Consider the following 18,203-nt stretch of genomic DNA (forward strand, 5'->3'; position numbering starts at 1 on the left):
GCGCCGCGACCGCGTTTGCGATAACGGGTGTCGCAGCCTTGTCACCAATCGCGCCGACCATGGCGTACTGAAAGTCCATGAGCAGCAGCACCGTAGTAGACGGGTTGAGTTCGGGTACCGCGTTCGTCATCAGGATTCTCCGCTCTCGTTGTGTGATGGTGAGTCTGCACCTCGCGCACTCGGTCAACCGCTTCTGCGCCTGCGACCCGGTCGCCACTGTCCCGCCGGAACGGCCCATCCGTGTGAGCCCGCGAGCTGCCAGAGCGCGCGCGTACCCGCGACGCTGCGGACGCCCGACTTCGAGTCGAATCACACGCGCGTTCGTTGCGAGCTACTACCCGATGATAGAGACTGACGTCCACTAAAGTCAACACCAACGTTGACGCGGTAAATTAGGCCGCAGAGTGTCTGGGGCTCTCGGTTGCAGCGTGCCTAAACGCCGTATTCCACCGTCCCGGCTGGCCGTATCTGTCGTCGTTTTGTGCGATGATCGAGGTTGTGCATGCGGGTTGTTGGACTGTTGATTACACGACGAACAATGTTGTGGTAGCGCTCTTTGCGGCTGGCTGCAATGGGTGATCCCGATAGCGGGCCCTCGTCACTTTCGCTGAAGAGACAGTCCGCTCAAGCCAATGACCGCAATAAGTACAGCGCGAAGCGCGCTGAGATTCTGCGCGCCAGCAGCCAAGTTTTGCACCGTCACGGCGTGAGCAAGACCACGATTGGTCTCATTGCCAAACACGCCAAGGTCGACCGGGCCACCATGTACTACTACTTCGAGGACAAGTACGCGATCTACCGGGACCTCATCTTCGATGGGCTGACCGAGTACTTCGAAGGAGTCGACACCGTCGCTGCCAGTACAAGCCCGCCCGAGGTGCGCCTGCGCGAAGCAATGTCGGCGGTGATGCAGGCATTTGAAAAGCACTACCCCCAGCTCTATATCTTCTTTCAGGCCAGCGGGTCAGCCGAGGTGCTAGGGCCCGAGTTATACGAGGCCACCGTGGAATCGGGCCGTCGATTCGAGGCCTTGCTCGACGGGATACTGCACGATGGAATCGGCACCGGGGTGTTCTCGGTAGATACTCCCGTCAAGATCGTCATCAAGCAGGTGGTCGGCATGTTGAACTGGACGTCACGTTGGTTTCAGCCCGAAGGAGAACTCGACGGCGTAGGCGTTGCCAACGCGATGGCTGACACCATTCTCAATGGGATATCAGCCGACCCGTGACATACCAAGGCTGATAGTTCTTGCTGCGCAGGCGCATTACCCGCATCGGCTCGTGAACACGGCCAGACACCAAGGCCTACTCGCCGATGAAGACGGCATCCCGTCGTTCCCGAAACGCTTGCCTCGCCTCCGCCCAATCGGAGGTTGATTGCAGGATGCCCATGTGCGACGAGATCAGGTCCAGACTGGTTCGCAGGTCGATGGTCTGCGACTGATACACCGCGCGTTTGATCATCGACACCGCGATCGGTGACCTCGCCGCGATGCGGTTGGCAAGCCCAAGTGCCGCGTCGAGGAGGTCGTCGTCCGAATACACATCGCTGACGATTCCTAGATCGCATGCCTCGTGTGCCGAAATGGTGTCGCCGGTCCATAGCAGTTCCAGCGCGCGCGCCACTCCGACAATGCGCGGGAGGAAATACGCTCCGCCGTCGCCGGGCACCAGGCCGACATTGATGTAACCCTCGCAAAACCGAGCAGATTCCGCCGCCAGCCGGATGTCGCACATTAGCGCCATGTCCATTCCGGCCCCGATGGCCAGCCCATTGACCGCGCAGATGAGCGGTTTGTCGAGATCGATGACCGCGCGCACCACCTTGTGGACCCGGTCGGTGAGCACCCGCTTACGGGCGAGGGGGGTCGGTTCGACCGCCGCCATCGCATCAAGGTCGACGCCGGCGCAAAAGCCGCGACCGGTGCCGGTGAGCACCACCGCGCGGATCGCATCGTCGTCTCGCGCGCTGGCGAGCGCCTGCGCCCAGCGGTCCAGCATCGGCCAGGTGAACGCGCCAAGTTGTGCGGGCCGGTTGATCCGGATCAGACCGACCGCGCCGCGAGTCTCGTAGATGAGGTCATCGTCGACTACGAGGTCAGCTGTTGCCATAGTGTGAGATCGCCTTTCTGACAGAGATTTTCGCCGAACACGTCAGCCCACGCCGATTGGTTGTGATATTCCTCGCGCCACGCCCACAACCGGGCTGTCAGCCGATGTAGGGGATGCTCCCGGGTGAACCCGATCGCGCCGTGGATTTGGTGTCCAATCGCCGTCACGGTTTGCACCGCAGCGTCGGCCCGGATGCGCGCGGCGTCCAGCGGCCACGTCTGCATCGGGTCACGATCGAGGGCCAGCGCGGCCGCCTCGACCGCCACGGTCATCGCGCTGGTTTCCGCGGCCAGCTGCGCCAGCATCTGCTGCACCGCGGGCATCGCCGCAAGCGCCCGCCCGAACTGTTGCCGCTCACCGGCATAGCGGGCGGTGTACGCGTAGACGCTCTGGGCGGCACCGGCCATCATCAGTGACCGCCCGAACGCGCCCCGCCGCCGGAATTCCACGCCAAGTGCGTCGGCATCACCGAGCCGATGCATCTGGTGGTCGGAGACAACCACGCCACTGAGGACGATGCTGTCCCGTGGTTCGCCGGCGACGTTGACACCGTGCCGGATGTCGAGTCCGACACACGGCAGATCCAAGGCGTACCAGCCGGCTGCCAGTCGCGTCAGGATCACCACGCGATCGGCGTGCCGGGCCCACGGCACTCGTGGTACCCGCCCCGTCAGCAGCCACCCGTCACCTGACGGCTGTGCGTCGAGGTCGTCGGCCATCGTGGCGGTCACCACACCAGTCGGCAGCTGCGATCCGGCCAGTGTCATCAGCCACCCGGCCATCAGCCCGACCTCCACGATCGGCAGCGACGCCGCCAGTGACCCCAGCGCAGGCAGCACGACCGCGGCGTCGGCGTACGTTGCCCCGGCGCCGCCATTGGCTTCGGGCACCACCAGCGCGGTCACACCGATCTCGTCCAATGCGGTCCACGCCTGCGGATGCCAACCAGTGTCGGGAAGCTCACCACATGCTCCGATCACCGAATCACGCAGCAGCTCGGTCGTTTCCGTGCTCATGCGACCACCGCCTTGGCGACGACCCCGCGCAGCACCTCGTTCGTGCCGCCGCGCAGGGTGAAGCCCGGCGCCTGCTGCAGAGCCTCGGCGAGCATGCACGGCAAGGTGCCCGGCTGCGTGGGATCAGGTTCGATGTCGAGGACTTCGGCCACCGCGTGGACAAGGTTGCGTTCGAATTGAGTGCCGAGATCCTTGACGGTGGCCGCCTCGACATTAGGGGTGTGACCAGCGGCCAGTTCGACGGCAACCGCCATCGACATGGCGCGCAGCGTCCACAGTTCTGCGCTGAGCCGGGCCAACAGGCGTCGGCCGGCCCGATCCTTGGCCAGTTCGGCGCGCGCAGCCTCCAGCAGCGGATAGGTGCTCAGGATGCGTTCGGGCCCGGAACGCTCATAGGCCAGCTCATGGGTGACCTGCGTCCAGCCGTCACCGACGGTGCCCAGGACCTGATCGTCGCTGACGAACACCGCGCTCAGCACCACTTCGTTGAAGTGGTGCGCTCCGCTGATCAGCTCGATCGGGTGGCACGACACCCCGGGGCTGGCCATATCGATGATGAACTGGCTTAGCCCGGCGTGACGCCGCGATGGATCCAGCGGCGAGGTTCGCACCAAGGTCAGCATGTGGTGGGCGTGGTGGGCGTGACTGGTCCACACCTTGGTGCCGTTGACCACCCAGCCACCGTCTACTCGTTCGGCGCGGGTTCGAACGCTGGCCAGATCCGAACCGGAATCGGGCTCGCTCATCCCGATGGCGAAAAACATTTCGCCACTGGCGATGCCGGGCAAGTAGCGGTGTCGTTGCCTCTCGGTGCCGAAACGAAGGATGGACGGGCCGGACTGGCGATCGGCGATCCAATGCGCCGCGACTGGGGCGCCTGCGGCAAGGAGTTCTTCTGCGATGACGAAGCGGGTCAGCGGGTCGGCGCCAGCGCCCCCGTACTGCTTGGGAAACGTCGTGCCAATCCAGCCCCGCTGCCCCAGGGCCAGGGTGAAGCGTTCGTCAAATCCCACCAGCCAGCAGTCGCATCGAGGCGTGTAGCGGCCAGCGGCGTGTTCGTCGGCCAGGAACCGGCGCACCTCGCCGCGGAGATCGCCGAGCCCGGCGGGTAACTCGACGGCGTGCAGCAACGGCAGTCTCATCTACACCTCGACCTCTGTGCAGGCCCGCGCTACCGACGAACTGGGCGCCGGTCAGCGAAACCATTGGCTGGCATCGATTGTCACCGTACGGAATCGCGGTGTATTAGTCAACACTCGTGTTGAACTCCGGCTCCAGTCGCCAGATGTTCATCGCCTCAGCTGTAGCTTCGCATCTCGAACGAATTGCGGCCGCAGCGCGGCGAGTTGCCCGACAATTGCCTCGGCGGTGGCCTCGCACATTCCCGGTTCGCAGACCATCGCTCCGCTGGCCTCGAGGTGCAGCTGCTCCGCGGTGAACGGCTCCCCCGACAAGCACAGTCGCCGCACCCACATCTCGGGCAGGAACCGGCGCAGGCCATCGACGTCGCTGGCGATCCCGAGGGTGACTTCCGGCATGCGAAACGACGCGGACCGCGACGTGACGAGGATGTCGGCCGAGGCAGCGATCAGCAGACCCAGGCCCACGGCGGCGCCTTCCACCGCCGCGATGGTGGGACCGGGATGGGTGCGGACGGCGTCAAGACATGCGGTGGCAGCATCGCTGGCCACCTGCGGGTCGTCCGCCGGCGCTTTGACATCGAATCCCGCGGAGAACGCTCGGGGCAGACCGCAGAGCATGACTGGTCGAGGATCATCGTGGATCGCAGCGAACGTCGCGCGTAACCGATCGATGACCTGAACTGTGAGGGCATTGACGGGCGGCCGCTGCAGCCGGATTCGAAGGATATTCGGACTAGAGGCGACCTCCACCGTATCAGCGAAACCCGGCGATTCTGCGGCCAACTCGCTGCCTTCACTCATGGCCCACCCGCGGCACCTCGGGCACACCGATGCTGGCGATGCGCCGTGGCATGCGCCCGAATCGGTTCTCCCCCTGCGAAATTAGCCGAATCATCTACGCGCGTACCGGCTCGCCGGTGATCGTGGGCAACGACGGCAGCAGCAGCTCGGAGTTGGTGCGGAAGAACTTCTGCATGATGTCCTCACCCAGTGGAGCGAGTCGGTTGACGAACTTGCGTTTGATGTCGGTTCCGCCCTCGATGTGAGGGTAGTCAGTGGAGAAGCAGTAGCTGGTCGCCAAGTGCGGGTAGCGCTCGAAATACTTTTCGATCGGCTCGATGTTGTTGAACGGGGTGACCCGGACATTCGTTGCGATGTATTCCGAGGGCAGCTTCGAGATGAACGGCTTCATCCGCACCGCATACACGTCTCGCGCCCACATATCCAAGTTGTCAGCCCATGGACCGAGCCAGCCGGCGCCGATCTCGATGGCACCGAACCGAAGATCAGGGTGACGTTCGAAGACTCCACCCATTGTCAGTGCGGTCAGGTAATTACAGATCGCCAGAGAGATGGTGGCGAACGAAAAGGGCTCGGAACCCAATTCGTTGCTTTCCACCTTGCCCGGCTTGAACGCCGGAGCTCGGCCCCACACTGGGGATTTCAGGAAACCGAACTCGCCACCGACGTGCACCAGCACCGCGATGTTGCGCGCCTCCAACAGGGTCCAGAGCGGCTCGAGATCCTCGCTGGCCGGCGAGCAACCGCCCGGCGGATGGCCGGCCGGCAGGTTGACTGCCAGCACTCCGCGATCGATGAGATCCTTGGCCTGCTCGTAGAGTTCAGCGGGCGAGTTAGCAGCGTCGAGGTATGCGACAGGGCGAATGCGCTCTGGGTCCTTGGCCGATTCGCGAACGACCCACTCGTTGTACTCGTTGACACCCGCGAGGCCGAGCGCACGGATCTCCTCCTCGGGCAGCGTCAAGCCGTAACGGTCCCGGTGCATCGCCTCGTTGCCGACGTAGAGGTGCACGGCGAACAGCGCAAAGCTCGGGAACACGAATTGACGCTGCACACCCATCACGTCCATGACCGATCGGCGCCGGCTCATGTCAAAGGCACCCGGGGCGCGAGTGCCCCTGATGTTCCACACGTTTCCGTCGGTGATGTCCGCGTCGTCGGCCGAGACGTCGGGGTTGTAGAAGTCGTTGGCGCCGGTCTTCTTCAGGACTGGCTCCGCGAGTTCGGCGATGCGGCCTGCGGCCTCGCCGAATACGTCGCCCCACAGGTGCGATGGCGTCATCTCATGAGCGTCGATATCCAGTGTCTCGTCGAGAAGTTTGAGGGTTGACTCGGATAGCTCCGTCACCGTGCCTCCCTAACCGCGATGTACGCAAAGCCCGGGCGCAATGCAGGGATCGCTGTTGCGGGGCGCCGCGCCAGGCGGGTCGATGACAAGCGACGGCCTGGGCTCCGCCAGAACAAGCGAAGCATAATTCGCGCCAACACCATTAGTCAACATATATGTTGACGCCGGAGCAGTTCGCGGGCGCGGGCACAAAGGAACGACCGTTCCAACCACACCCGGGCATGCGGGTTCGTCCCGTCCGTTGCCAGGCATAAATTGTCGAATGCTCAACGTAATAGTTGAAGTTTGGATGTTGCGGTCGTTAGCGTGCAGGGTATGAACACCTCCGACGTGCTGCTCGTCGAGCATGACGCCAGCGGGATCCTGCAGCTGACGCTGAATCGGCCGGCCGAACTCAACGCCTGGACCTACGACTTGGAAGCCGCCTTCTTCGCCGCCCTCGACGCTGCAGCGGCCGATCCGACCGTACGAACAGTCGTCATCACCGGGGCCGGCCGCGGCTTTTGCGCCGGCGCTTCGATGTCGTTGCTGGGCAGCGTTCCTGACGCACGTCCGGACCGATCAGTCCGCAGGCGGCTCTGTGAGCTCGCCGCGTACCCCAAGCCGCTGATTGCTGCGCTCAACGGTGCCGCCGCCGGGATAGGCTTTGCCTTGTCGATCTCGTGTGACATGCGGTTCTGTGACGAAAGCGCGGTTCTGAAAACGTCATTCGCCACACTTGGCCTCGTGGCCGAGCACGGGGTCTCGTGGCTACTGCCCCGGCTCGTCGGACGGACCCATGCATTGGATCTCTTGCTCTCTGGGCGCGCTGTACGCGGCGCTGAGGCGCAAGCCATGGGGTTGGTCAACCGCTGTGTACCCGACGGTGAAGCCCTCCGCGCGGCGCGCGATTACGCCGAGCTGCTCATCTCCTCGGCGGCGCCCTCGAGTTGGGCAATTATCAAGCGTCAGCTTCTCGACGCAGATCTGCTGACGCTGGAGGACGCCTACGAGCAGGCGGCAGCACTGATGGATTCCGCGCTGACCTCCGCAGACCATCGCGAAGGCGTGCAGGCGTTTCGGGACAAGCGCAGGCCGCAATTCGCGCCGCTCGCGCAGACAGCCTGGAGAACGTGAAGCGCCTCCTCGTCGCGGCGGCGGCCGACTACGTTGCGCTGCATGGGCGCCGAACGCAGCTGGCTTTCGCGGCTGCGACCAGCACCCATTCGCGACACCCGGCCGAACCTGTCGACCCGCCCCCGGTAAGGATCACCGCCGCGTCAGCGTTGACACGCTACTGGGCGATCGCGGTAAGCCATCGGTAGCCACGGCACCGTCGTGAACGCACCTCAACGGCCTAACACCGGCACCTTCGCGTTCGATACGGGCAGGGCTACTGGTGTGCCACAGCTCGGGAAAGGGTTTGAGCTGGTTACTGTTTCATCGCGAATGGGCGCGCTCACATCTCGTCGGTGAGGTCGCTGCCCGGCCGGGTTGTCAACACCGTGATGGTGGTTCGAGCGGAAGGGCTACTTCTCGAACGTGGTCACCACTACCCGGGTTACGGTGGGGTCGTTGAGCATGTCGTACGCCGCGGGAAGTTCGTCCAGGCTGATTTCTCTAGACACGAGATCGTCGAGGTTCATTCTTCCCCGTCCATACAGGTCCAAGTAGACCGGGATGTCGCGGGTGAAGTTGGCGGAGCCGAAGTTCACGCCCTGGACCCGGATTTGATTCAGGACAGCGGAGACGATGGGGACCTGGATGGTGGTCAGGGGGTCTGTGGTTCCGACGAGGAACAGTGCCCCTCCGACTGCGAGCATCGCCAAGGCTTGCTCGTAGACGCTGGGGATTCCGACGAAGTCGAACACGTGGTCGGCACCGATGCCGGTGATCTCCCGGACTGCGGCGACGGGATCGGTGGCGCCAGAGTTGACGGTGTGGGTGGCCCCGAAGCGGCGGGACTTCCCCAGCTTCTGATCATCGATGTCAATCACGATGATCTTCCCAGCAGCGGCGATCGCGGCACCGCTGACGGCGTTCAGGCCGACACCGCCCGCACCGATTACCACGACCGTTTCGCCTGTGCCCACGTTTGCGGTGTTTAGCACCGCCCCTGCCCCGGTGAGGACTCCGCAACCAATCAGCGCTGCCTGCGGGAACGGCACAGACTTCGGGATGCTGACCAACTGGTTCTCGTGGATCAGGGCTTGTTCGGCGAACCCGCCCAATCCGAATATCTGTGAGAGAGGCTCTCCAGCTCTGGTCAGTCGCCCACCTCCAGAGCGTTCGGTGCTGTGTGGATCAGTGCACTGGTAGGGCTTACCCATACGGCACTTGGTGCACATCCCACAGGATTGGAGGAGACATCCGATCACGTGGTCCCCGAGCCGTACCTGGGTGACGTCCGGGCCGACGGCGGTCACCACCCCGGCGACTTCGTGGCCAAGCACGGACGGCATCTGATATCCCAGCCCGTGGTTCGCGATCGTCAGATCCGTGTGACAAAGCCCTGCTGCCTTGACGTTCACGAGCACTTCACGCCCGATGGGTTCAGCGATGTCAACGTCCTCGATCACGAATCCTTCGCCGATGCCGTTGACGACTGCAGCCCTCATGTCTACTTCTCCTGGTGTGAACGTTGAGTGCGGACGAATGTGGCGAGCGGCCTGCATTCGACGGTGTTCGACTCAGCTCGGCGGGTTACTGCGGAGCGCCACCGGTGATGTGCAACTCGTGCCCGCTCATCCAGGTGGCGAGGTCACCAGCGAGATACTCAGCAGCATCGGCGACATCGGCAGGCAGTCCCATCCTGGCACCGATCGGCCGCATGCCCGCGTTTTCTTGAAGGAAGGGGTCGTCGGGGGTTACGTGGGTGAAGACACCGGCACCCTGGATCGCGGTGGGAAGGATGGTGTTCACAGTGACACCCCGGCGCCCGACCTCGAGGGCAAGTACCGCTGCTGCGTACCGGGCTGCGTTCTTGCTCGACCCATACAACGCAACGCCAGGGTACGCGGCGACGGTCGCGGTCGAACCAACGTAGATGATCCGGCCGTTGTCGGACACGTACTTCCCCGCAAGCTGGAGGGTGAAGAAGGCACCCTTCGCATTGACCGCGAACAACCGGTCGTAGTCTTCTTCGCTGGCATCCAGCATCGGCTGGCCCATGATTTCGACGCCCGCGTTTGCGACCACGATGTCGACCTTCCCGAACCGGGCAAGGGCTTCGGCAAACAACCGATCGAGGTCACTCACACTGGATACGTCCGCCTGGACCGCGATCGTGTCGGCTCCGAGGTCGCGGATCTCCTGAAGTGTCTCGTCTGCGTCCGTCGCATCTCCGCAGTAGTTCACTACGATGTGCGCCCCGCAGGAGGCATACCGGAGAGCGATTGCCTTGCCGATCCCACGCGCCGAACCGGTCACCACCGCGACCTTGCCGTGCAGATCTGTCATTGAGCTTCCCTCGCTTTGTCGTCTCCGAAGCCACCCGAGTCGAGACACTCGGATCGGCATCGGCACACGACGCATTTGCCGGTGCACTTCGAGTGACCAGTCACGATCCGCGTTACCACACGACCCGCATCCGCCCGCGGCCGACGGACCGCGTCGCCAAATTCCCTGGCGCACACCGACCGGTCACGAAAGCGAGCGTAAGACCCGCCAATAAGCTACGTCAACACATGCGTTGACATTCCCCGCCCCGGACGTCCCTACCCAGGCGATCGCCGAATTCGTCGGAAGGGAAACCCACCGCCGAGGAGGCGGAGCGCTAACGGCGCGCTACGACTATCCGAATGAGGTCGACCGGCACCTTGACGAGCAAGAACGTCAGTGCCACACAGTCGCGGTGTCAGTCGTAAACCTGCCGACCCCAACTGAATTCGGGCCGCGCCACCGCGGCTCGGTGAAGCGACCATCGGATGCCTGCTCGACCGACCTAGGCGCCGCCCCTTGCTTACCCCGGCGGGGGTTATCGCTGGAACTGATATCGACGGGAGAGCCACGATTCGCTCGGCAATATCGGCATGCTGGGGATCGCCGAGCTCGTAGCCCAGGTGAAGAGCGGTGGTCTCGACGAACCGAAGGGGCGACATCGCCATCACGCGATCGCCATACACACCCTCATCCGACACCTCGATCCGGATTCTGTCAACATAATCGTTGACAGAATCGAGGCTGGTTGCCTATCCTCGAAAGAGGATCCATTGGCTGTGCGTCGGCGTCCAAGGCCTGGGTTGAATCGCATGCGTTGGCGGGCCTCGAATATTTGCTGACAGATTCCGCTACAAGGGCGGCTGTGAATCACGAGTGAGGTTGAATGACATGACGGACGAGCTAACGGACGTTCCCGCGGGCCACCCGCCGATCGTCTTTGACCGTGATTCGGGAGTCGATCTGACGACGTACAGCGACGTTGAAGAGATGCTGCGGAGTCGTTCCTTCGGCATGGAGGGCAGCTACGAGGACTCGCTCGAGTTCGTGGGTGGAACCCTTATTGCGATGGACGGACGCGCACACTTGAATCGCCGCAAGGCCATGGCGCGGATGCTCAGTCCGAAGATGCCATGGGGTGCTGAAGGCAAGGCATTCGACGAGATCTTCGACTACTACCTTCGCTTGACCAAACAGCAGGCGGAACCCGGTGCCACCGTGGTCGGCTTCGATCTCTTCGACTTCGCAGCGCGTGTCTACTGGCGTTTGATTGCCGGCATGATCGGTATCGATCAGGTCGAGACGGAGGAGGACATCGAGCGTTTCCGGGCTGTATCGACCCACCTTGTCATGGGGATTGTCCTTGACTACGTCCCTCGCGAACACCGAGACAGGGTGCTGCAGGAAGCGCGCAATGCGGTCGCTGAGATTCGTCAGGAGATCTATCTGCCGAGTTTTCAACGGCGGGTTGACCTGGTGCGTGAGGCGGGTGACGACGCGGAGAAGAAGAATGCACTCCCGGGCGACCTGATCACCAGCATGATCGTGGTCCAAGAGGACCTGGACAACATTGACGACACCGCAATCTTTCGCGAGATGACCGAACTTCTGGCTGCGTCGGTCAACAACCCGGTCGTGTTTGCCGTCTACGGCCTCGACGATGTTCTGCCGTGGCTCGATGCGCACCCGGAGGACCGGGAACGCCTGGAGGATCGAGAGTTCCTCAACAGGTGTATGTCTGAGTCGCTCCGACTCCACCGAGTAACCCGGCCGTACCTCGTTCGCCTCGCCAAGGAGGACACAGCCCTGGAAAGCGGGCGTGAGGTCAATGCGGGTGAATGGGCCAAGGCCTGGGTTGGGAAGGCAAACCGCGACGTAGCCGTGTTCGGTGACGCAGCCGATGAGTACAACCCCTACCGGGTTCCGCTGGTCGACAAGGTTCCTGGCTTCGGGATGGCGTTCGCCGGGGGCGCACATATGTGTTTGGGGCGTCCGATTCTGATTTGGGAACACGGCGAGAACGACGCCCAGGGTCTATTGGCCAAGATGCTGCGGCTGCAGCTTGCAAGTGGCATGCGACCGGATCCCGACGGCGTTCAGCAGGTTGGAACGACGATGGAGGGCGGAGCGCGCTACGTGCGTTACGACGTAGTGGTGCCCCTCTAGGGCGCCCGGCCCGGGGAGCCCTCGTTGGTTCGTCAGGGTGTCCCGGGCGTGGACTTTGCAGCGTTGTCGAACGCTTGACGCACTTCGACGCCAGTTGTCCGTTGCACGCGCCTCCAAGCACAACCCCGACGAACTTCCGGCCGCTACCCGCGAGGGGTAGCGGTGGCGGACAAGGAAGAATGATGTCAGAGAACACACACCAGTCCCATATCACGCTTCGCGTGCGTCGCCGAGCTGAGATCGCGGTGAACGCGCTCCTGCTGGAGTTGGAGAGCGCCTCAGGTGAGCTGCTGCCCGAGTGGCCGCCGGGCGCTCACTTGGACATCCGCCTCCCGTCGGGGCGGACGCGTCAGTACTCCCTTTGCGGCGCTCGCGAGGACAAGAGTGCCTACGTCGTGGTCGTGTTGCGTGAACCCCACGGTCGCGGAGGCTCGGAGGAGATCTTCCGGGAACTCGGAGTTGGAACCGAATTCATTTCCTCCACGCCCCGCGACCACTTCAGGCTCGTGGATGCTTCCGAGTACGTGCTGATCGCAGGCGGGATCGGCATCACTCCTATCAAGGCGATGGTGGACGAGGTGAGGGCTCGTGGCGCGCGATGGCATCTCCATTACGGCGGCCGTAGCCGCGAGCACATGGCGTTTGTGGATGAACTCGTTGACCTCGGCGGCGACAATGTCAGCATCGTCCCCCAAGATGTGGATGGACTGTTGGACGTTCTGGCGATCATCGGGAACCTCTCGCCGGAGGCCGCGGTCTATTGCTGCGGGCCGGCCCCGCTGCTTGATGCGGTGTTGACGGCCTGTGCGGAGGCCGGGGCGTCTGAGCGGCTCCACTTTGAGCGCTTCGTGGCGCCAACCGACGGCGCCGGGTTTGTCACCGACGGGGACGCTGCCTTCGAGGTGGAGCTCCGAAGCTCGGGGGTCACCCTCCAGGTTGCGCCGGACAAGACCCTCCTCGAGGTGGTGCAAAGCGTCCTTCCAGACATGCCGTTCTCGTGCACCGAGGGCTACTGCGGAAGTTGTGAATCGGTTGTGCTTGATGGGGAGCCCGATCATCGGGGAACTCTGATGACCCCGGAGGAGCATGATGCAGAAGGAACGATGCTGATCTGCGTCGGACGTTCGAAGTCGCAGCGCCTTGTTCTGGATCTTTGATTTCAGCTCTGTGCGGCAAACGGCCTACGACAATCGCGTTTCCGGGTCCACCGAATTCCACCTCAGATCAACTGCAGCCATTGCGTTGGAACGAGGCGAAGCGATGAAGATGCATCTCAACTGCCCGTGCGGTTACGGCTCATGACCTATCAGCTACTCGGTACATTCCAACCACAAGCGTCGGACATCGCTTAGGGCGTCGACGTGTTCGCCGACATCGGCCTTTCGGACCGGTTTCCCGTCGGCCCACTGGACAGGATGGGAAGACGTGCGCACATTGAGATGGGTAGCGCCAAGTTCTGCCCACAGCGCGATGTCCTCGAGCAGTTCCGCAGGCTGTCGGTGACCCTGGTAGACCGTACCCACCAACATCATTCCGTCGCGGTGCCCAAGTTCGTCGACGCGATTCCAGAAGCGTTGTGTCCGTTCGATACATTCGGCGGCGGCGTGGGTGAGGAACCATCCATCGCCAAGCGCCGCCGCGCGCTCCATCGCGGGGGGTGAATCCCCGCCGACGATGATGGGAATGGGTCGCTGGACCGGCAGGGGCGCGAGGCCGACAGACACCAGGGTGTCGAATTGACCTTCGAACGTTACCGATTCCTCGGTCCACAGCCGGCGCATGACGATGAGTTGCTCGTCGAGTCGTCGACCGCGGGTGGTGAAATCCACTCCCAGGGCCTCGAATTCGGCGTCGTTCCACCCGACCCCGACGCCCAACCGGATTCGCCCGCGACTCAACACGTCCGCGATGGCGGCCTGCTTGGCCATCAGGGCAGTCTGCCGCTGCGGCGCGATCATCACACCGCTGGTGAGCCCGATCCTGTCGGTGACCGCCGCCAGATAGCCCATTGCAACGAACGGCTCGTAGAACGGGAAGGTGTGGTCATAGACCGGCTTGTCGTTTTCGAGCGTCGTGGGGTTCAGCGGGCGCCAGTCGGGACGCTCGGTGACGTTGACGCCCACCACGTGTTCGGGGATGAATAGTTCGTCATAGCCGGCTTGCTCTACCTCGCGGGCCCACTGACCGAGCACGTCGGGATCGGTGCCCAGGTCCATCGTGGGGTACGTGGTGGCGAACTTGATCCCGTGGTGCCGGCTAGCGGCCACTGGCGCGCCCGGTGAGGTCGGGTGCGAATTCGATAGGTGGAAAAGCGATGCACAGCGCCTCGGCGCCCGGCTGGCCGAACACCACCACCTCTTCGCCGTGGTCCGACCAAACCACGGTGTGGGGGCCGTAGTGGTGCTCGGCGACTTCGACCGTTCCTGCGTTTGTGAACATGCAATAGGTTCGGTTGTCGGGCATCACGAATTCGGCGCGGTTATCCCAGCGGATCTTGATGATGGTCAGGTCACGCTCGGTGAAGCGGCCCAACACCTTCGTGGCCAGGCCGTCGCCGCGGTCCAGGTAGGTGAATGCGTCCGGGTTCATCAGGATGGGCTGGGGGTAGCGGGGAACGGGAAACGACGCCTCGCGGTTGAAGACGTGCTCCCAGATCGCATTGAGCGCGTCTCTCGAGTGGCTGCGACCCTCTGAGTCCACCCAGGTGTATTGTCCGCCGCCGAACACACCCGTCTTCCCCAGCTCCGCGTACGCGCGGTCGTGCTCGGCGCGCGACACCCAGAAGTCGCTCCACTGAATTTGGAAGATCGACGCACCGTCGATGTGCTCTGGCCCGTAGAACGCGCCGGCCGGAAAGTACGCGATCCAGCCCTCCTCGGTGACCTGGCCCAGCCCGAAGTCCTGAACCCCGGTCATCGAGATACGGATCTGCTCGAAATCGTGATGGTGGCGCGGTGCGGTGAACACGTTCTCGCCGCCGACGTAGTTGTAGCAGTCCGCCGCATAGCCAACGCCGGGAAGGATCTCACCTTCGGAGACGTATTTGTTCTGAACGTGGCCGACACGTGCATTGGCGGCAACGGTCTTCCAGGGCAGCTCGTCGGTGGGAATCACCTTCATCGCCGGTAGCCCTTCATCGCAACTGAGGTGTTTGATCAGCAGCGGCCGTGCTCACCGGCCGAAGCCTGCGATCAGTTGCGCCGAGTCGGCATAGGCCGACAGATGTTGGGTGTAATCCTGCTCGGTCTGGTAGGCCGCCTCCAGCGGCAGGGTGTCCGACCGCAGCACCGATGCCTTGGCCATGCGTATCGCGGTGGGGTTCTTCGTCGCGATCGTTTCGGCGAGGCTGCGTGCCTGGGTCATCAGTTCATCTGGGGGACAAACAGATTCGAGGCCTCCGCGGCGGTGGACTTCGGATGCCGGCACGCGCTCGGCGGTGTACAACATCCGCCGCGCCTTGGACGGACCGACCATCCACTGGGCAAACGAGGCGGCGCCGAGCACCCCCACGTCGATCTCGGTGAGCGCGAATGTCGCAGTCGCGGAAGCCAACGCGATATCGCTGACGGCGACCAGCGCCAGTCCGGCTCCCACCGCGGCGCCGTTGACGGCGCAAATGACCGGCACCGCGCAGTGCCGCACAGCCCAAAACGCCTCCCGCGCAAGCCGCAACGGATCACCCACATCGACGGTGGGCGGTTGCGACCGCTCGACTTGAAGATCCTTGATGTCGCGGCCGCCGCAGAACACCCGGTCCCCGGCCCCGGTGAGAATCACCGCCGAGATGTCGTCACGGTCGCGAAAGCCGTCGAAGACGACCTTCAGTTCGCGGTACGTGCGCCGGGCGAGCGCATTGGCCGGGGGCCGGTCGATGACCACCTCGGCGACCCGCCCGTTCACGGATATTCTGAGCCCGGGGGTGCCTGGGTCTTCGGTTGTGCTGGCCATGGGCGTCCTCGTCATCGGTTACCGGGGGCCGGGCGCGACGCTGCCGACCCGTCGGCGGCGATCGGAAACAACCGCGCGCTCCGATCGACGCCGCTTACCGTCTGACGGTAATCCGCAAAGCGAATGCGTGTCAACGACCGTGTTGACAAACGGGTAGCCGGTGATGTCATGTCTGTGGGCAAATGTGTCCAGACCCACTGGTCTGAACCTGTCTTCAACATGTATGTTGATAAGTGGTCGCGTTGCGCTGGCGCGGTTTGTCAGCCGCCCCGAAACGGGCTACCAGCGACACGATGCGCTCCGGCGCATCGTCGGCACGAGTCCGGATATTCGCGGAGGGTTTTGCGGTGATGTTTGTTCACGAGGCTATGGCCAACGCCCTCGCCGCAAGTGGAGTGGACACGATGTTCGGGCTGATCGGCGACGCCAATCTCTTCTTCACCAACGCATTTGTCGAAGCCGAGGGCGGTCGATACATCTCGGCGGTCCACGAAGCCAGCGCAGTGATGATGGCTCAGGGATACGCACTCCGCAGTGGGCGTCTGGGTGTGGCAACGGTGACCCAAGGCCCCGGACTCACCAACACCGCAACGGCTCTGATCGACACGGTCCGCAATAACGTCCCGCTCGTGTTGATCACCGGTGACACCGCCCCCAGCAACACTCACAACCAGCAGTCCCTCGACCAGGCGCTGTTTGTCGAGGCGACCGGCGCCGGCTATGTTCACGTCGGCCAGCCCATTGAAGCGGTACCGGCCCTGCGCGCCGCGATCGCCCAGGCCGTCGCACAGCGTCGACCGGTCGTCGTCAACTGCCCCACCGAGTTCGCGTGGGAGATGGTCGATGCCGACGATCGCGCCGTCGGTGCCAGTGAACCCGTCCCGGCACCTCCCGAGGACCTGCTCGACCAGGCCGTTGGCATGATCGCCACCGCTCGCCGACCGCTGGTGGTGGCCGGCCACGGTGCCACACCGCCCGAACAGCGCGACGCCGTGCTGGACTTTGCCCAACGGATCGGCGCGCCGATCGCCACCACCTTCCGCGCACGCAACCTCTACACCGCTGCCGAAGGCAGCGTCGGCATTTGCGGCACGTTGACGACCGATGCCGGCGCCCCAGCGATCACCGACAGTGACTGTGTCATCGTCTTCGGCTCCAGCTTGAACACCTGGACGACCGCCCACAGGACGCTGTTCGACGACAAGACCGTCATCTACGTCGACGCCGAGGCCGCGCGCGTCGAGCGGCCAAATGCGCCCGTCAACGTAGCCATCCACGGTGACGCGGCGCAGACCGCTCGCACCTTCATCAAGTGGCTGGACGCCGGCGAGGTGCCGCCTACCGGCTTCCGGCAGAGGGTGTGCGCGGATATTCGCGACGTAGATCTGCGTTTCGATGCCGACCTTGGCGACACGCTCACCCTTGGCGGGGTACTCAGTGAACTCAATCGCTCGCTACCCACCCAGCGGACGGTGGTCTGGGACGGCGGGCGCTTCCTGGGCGAGGCGCTGAAGTACATCTACGGCCCCGACTACCGCAGTGAGGTGCTCGCCACCGCCTTCGGTGCGGTCGGTTTGGGGATGGGAGCCGCGATCGGCGCCGCGTGTGCCGCCGGTGCCGAACCGACGGTCTTCATCACCGGCGACGGCGGCTTCATGATGAACGGTCTCGCCGAACTGCACTCCGCGGTGCGGGCCTCGTTGCCACTGATCGTCGTCATCTGCAACGACGGCAGCTATGGCGCAGAATACGACCAATACGTGCACAAGTCGGTATCTCCGGCGCTGTCGCTGTTTGACTGGCCGTCCTTCGCCTCGGTTGCCCAGGCAATGGGCGCCGACGGCGTCACCGTCAGCTCGATTGCCGATGTGCCCGCCGCGGTCGCCGCGGCCCAGGTACGCACGTGTCCACTGGTGATCGACGTGCTGATGGACCCCGGGGCCATTCCCGAGGTCGCGCACTGATGAGCCGTCGGACGTGAGGAGAGCGCGATGACACCGGTGGGCGTCCGCACCGATTCAGTGACAGTTGACGGCCTGCTCGATCGAGCAGCCGCCGACTGGGGTGAGCTGACCGCAGTGGTCGACGGAACCCGACGGACCACGTACCGCGAGCTTGCCGCGCTGTGCCGCGACGTGGCCGGCGGCCTGGCCGCCCTCGGGGTCAGCAAGGGCGATCGGGTCGCGATCTGGATGCCCAATCGATTGGAATGGGTGACAGCCTTTTTCGGAGCGATCTCGGCGGGCGCTGT

General features: G+C 63.9%; 17 protein-coding genes. 7 read left to right on the forward strand and 10 right to left on the reverse strand.

Going from position 1 to position 18,203, the window contains the following annotated elements; translation table 11 throughout:
- Positions 1-571 precede the first annotated feature (571 nt).
- Positions 572-1,231 carry a TetR/AcrR family transcriptional regulator gene (locus tag VNW74_RS00815; protein ID WP_325674708.1) on the forward strand — a complete coding sequence of 220 codons (660 nt, stop codon included), beginning with the start codon at positions 572-574 and terminating at the stop codon, positions 1,229-1,231.
- A gap of 76 nt (positions 1,232-1,307) precedes the next feature.
- Here the strand turns inward: VNW74_RS00815 and VNW74_RS00820 are convergent, their stop codons facing one another.
- The 5 genes from VNW74_RS00820 to VNW74_RS00840 all read right to left on the reverse strand — a co-directional run bounded on the left by VNW74_RS00820 (position 1,308) and on the right by VNW74_RS00840 (position 6,421).
- On the reverse strand, positions 1,308-2,114 hold the full coding sequence (locus VNW74_RS00820; RefSeq protein WP_325674709.1) for an enoyl-CoA hydratase/isomerase family protein: 807 nt from the start codon (positions 2,112-2,114) through the stop codon (positions 1,308-1,310).
- On the reverse strand, positions 2,093-3,130 hold the full coding sequence (locus tag VNW74_RS00825) for an acyl-CoA dehydrogenase family protein (RefSeq protein WP_325674710.1): 1,038 nt from the start codon (positions 3,128-3,130) through the stop codon (positions 2,093-2,095). The genes VNW74_RS00820 and VNW74_RS00825 overlap by 22 nt, the downstream gene beginning before the upstream one ends.
- Positions 3,127-4,272, reverse strand: coding sequence for an acyl-CoA dehydrogenase family protein (locus VNW74_RS00830; protein ID WP_325674711.1), 1,146 nt, complete (start codon positions 4,270-4,272; stop codon positions 3,127-3,129). Before VNW74_RS00830 ends, VNW74_RS00825 begins: the two co-directional genes overlap by 4 nt.
- A 147-nt stretch (positions 4,273-4,419) precedes the next feature.
- Entirely contained in the window at positions 4,420-5,073 is a 654-nt protein-coding gene (locus VNW74_RS00835) for an enoyl-CoA hydratase/isomerase family protein (protein WP_325674712.1), read from the reverse strand.
- A gap of 94 nt (positions 5,074-5,167) precedes the next feature.
- Positions 5,168-6,421, reverse strand: coding sequence for an amidohydrolase family protein (locus VNW74_RS00840; protein ID WP_325674713.1), 1,254 nt, complete (start codon positions 6,419-6,421; stop codon positions 5,168-5,170).
- A 315-nt stretch (positions 6,422-6,736) separates the two neighbouring features.
- Here VNW74_RS00840 and VNW74_RS00845 point away from each other — a divergent pair, with 315 nt between their 5' ends.
- Together VNW74_RS00845 and VNW74_RS00850 are read left to right on the forward strand one after the other, a co-directional pair.
- The gene (locus VNW74_RS00845; protein WP_325674714.1) at positions 6,737-7,537 is read left to right on the forward strand and encodes an enoyl-CoA hydratase-related protein; all 801 of its coding nucleotides are present in this window, start codon (positions 6,737-6,739) and stop codon (positions 7,535-7,537) included.
- Positions 7,534-7,725, forward strand: a complete 192-nt coding sequence (locus VNW74_RS00850; protein WP_325674715.1) for a hypothetical protein — start codon at positions 7,534-7,536, stop codon at positions 7,723-7,725. The genes VNW74_RS00845 and VNW74_RS00850 overlap by 4 nt, the downstream gene beginning before the upstream one ends.
- 204 nt (positions 7,726-7,929) lie before the next feature.
- Here the strand turns inward: VNW74_RS00850 and VNW74_RS00855 are convergent, their stop codons facing one another.
- Together VNW74_RS00855 and VNW74_RS00860 are read right to left on the reverse strand one after the other, a co-directional pair.
- The gene (locus tag VNW74_RS00855) at positions 7,930-9,018 is read right to left on the reverse strand and encodes a zinc-binding dehydrogenase (RefSeq protein WP_325674716.1); all 1,089 of its coding nucleotides are present in this window, start codon (positions 9,016-9,018) and stop codon (positions 7,930-7,932) included.
- Positions 9,019-9,103: 85 nt separating this feature from the next.
- Entirely contained in the window at positions 9,104-9,859 is a 756-nt protein-coding gene (locus VNW74_RS00860; RefSeq protein ID WP_325674717.1) for an SDR family oxidoreductase, read from the reverse strand.
- An 870-nt stretch (positions 9,860-10,729) separates the two neighbouring features.
- Between VNW74_RS00860 and VNW74_RS00865 the strand changes: the two genes are divergently transcribed.
- Both VNW74_RS00865 and VNW74_RS00870 read left to right on the forward strand, forming a co-directional pair.
- Complete coding sequence (locus VNW74_RS00865; protein WP_325674718.1) at positions 10,730-12,004, forward strand: cytochrome P450; 1,275 nt, start codon at positions 10,730-10,732, stop codon at positions 12,002-12,004.
- A 245-nt stretch (positions 12,005-12,249) separates the two neighbouring features.
- A complete protein-coding gene (locus tag VNW74_RS00870; RefSeq protein ID WP_325674719.1) occupies positions 12,250-13,161 on the forward strand; it encodes a PDR/VanB family oxidoreductase in 912 nt (303 codons plus the stop codon).
- A 153-nt stretch (positions 13,162-13,314) separates the two neighbouring features.
- Here VNW74_RS00870 and VNW74_RS00875 read toward each other — a convergent pair whose 3' ends face one another.
- The 3 genes from VNW74_RS00875 to VNW74_RS00885 are packed head-to-tail and all read right to left on the reverse strand — an operon-like array spanning position 13,315 to position 15,952.
- Positions 13,315-14,271, reverse strand: coding sequence for an LLM class F420-dependent oxidoreductase (locus VNW74_RS00875; RefSeq protein ID WP_325674720.1), 957 nt, complete (start codon positions 14,269-14,271; stop codon positions 13,315-13,317).
- Positions 14,261-15,124, reverse strand: coding sequence for a hypothetical protein (locus VNW74_RS00880; RefSeq protein ID WP_325674721.1), 864 nt, complete (start codon positions 15,122-15,124; stop codon positions 14,261-14,263). Before VNW74_RS00880 ends, VNW74_RS00875 begins: the two co-directional genes overlap by 11 nt.
- A gap of 51 nt (positions 15,125-15,175) precedes the next feature.
- Positions 15,176-15,952, reverse strand: a complete 777-nt coding sequence (locus VNW74_RS00885; RefSeq protein WP_325674722.1) for an enoyl-CoA hydratase-related protein — start codon at positions 15,950-15,952, stop codon at positions 15,176-15,178.
- Positions 15,953-16,245: 293 nt separating this feature from the next.
- On the opposite strand from VNW74_RS00885, the gene VNW74_RS00890 reads away from it, so the two are divergent.
- The gene (locus VNW74_RS00890; protein WP_325674723.1) at positions 16,246-17,916 is read left to right on the forward strand and encodes a thiamine pyrophosphate-binding protein; all 1,671 of its coding nucleotides are present in this window, start codon (positions 16,246-16,248) and stop codon (positions 17,914-17,916) included.
- A gap of 27 nt (positions 17,917-17,943) precedes the next feature.
- Positions 17,944-18,203, forward strand: a 260-nt coding sequence (locus VNW74_RS00895; protein ID WP_325674724.1) for an AMP-binding protein, incomplete at its 3' end; no start/stop codon positions are given.

It is taken from the genome of Mycobacterium sp., assembly GCF_035570115.1.
Classification (GTDB): domain Bacteria; phylum Actinomycetota; class Actinomycetes; order Mycobacteriales; family Mycobacteriaceae; genus Mycobacterium.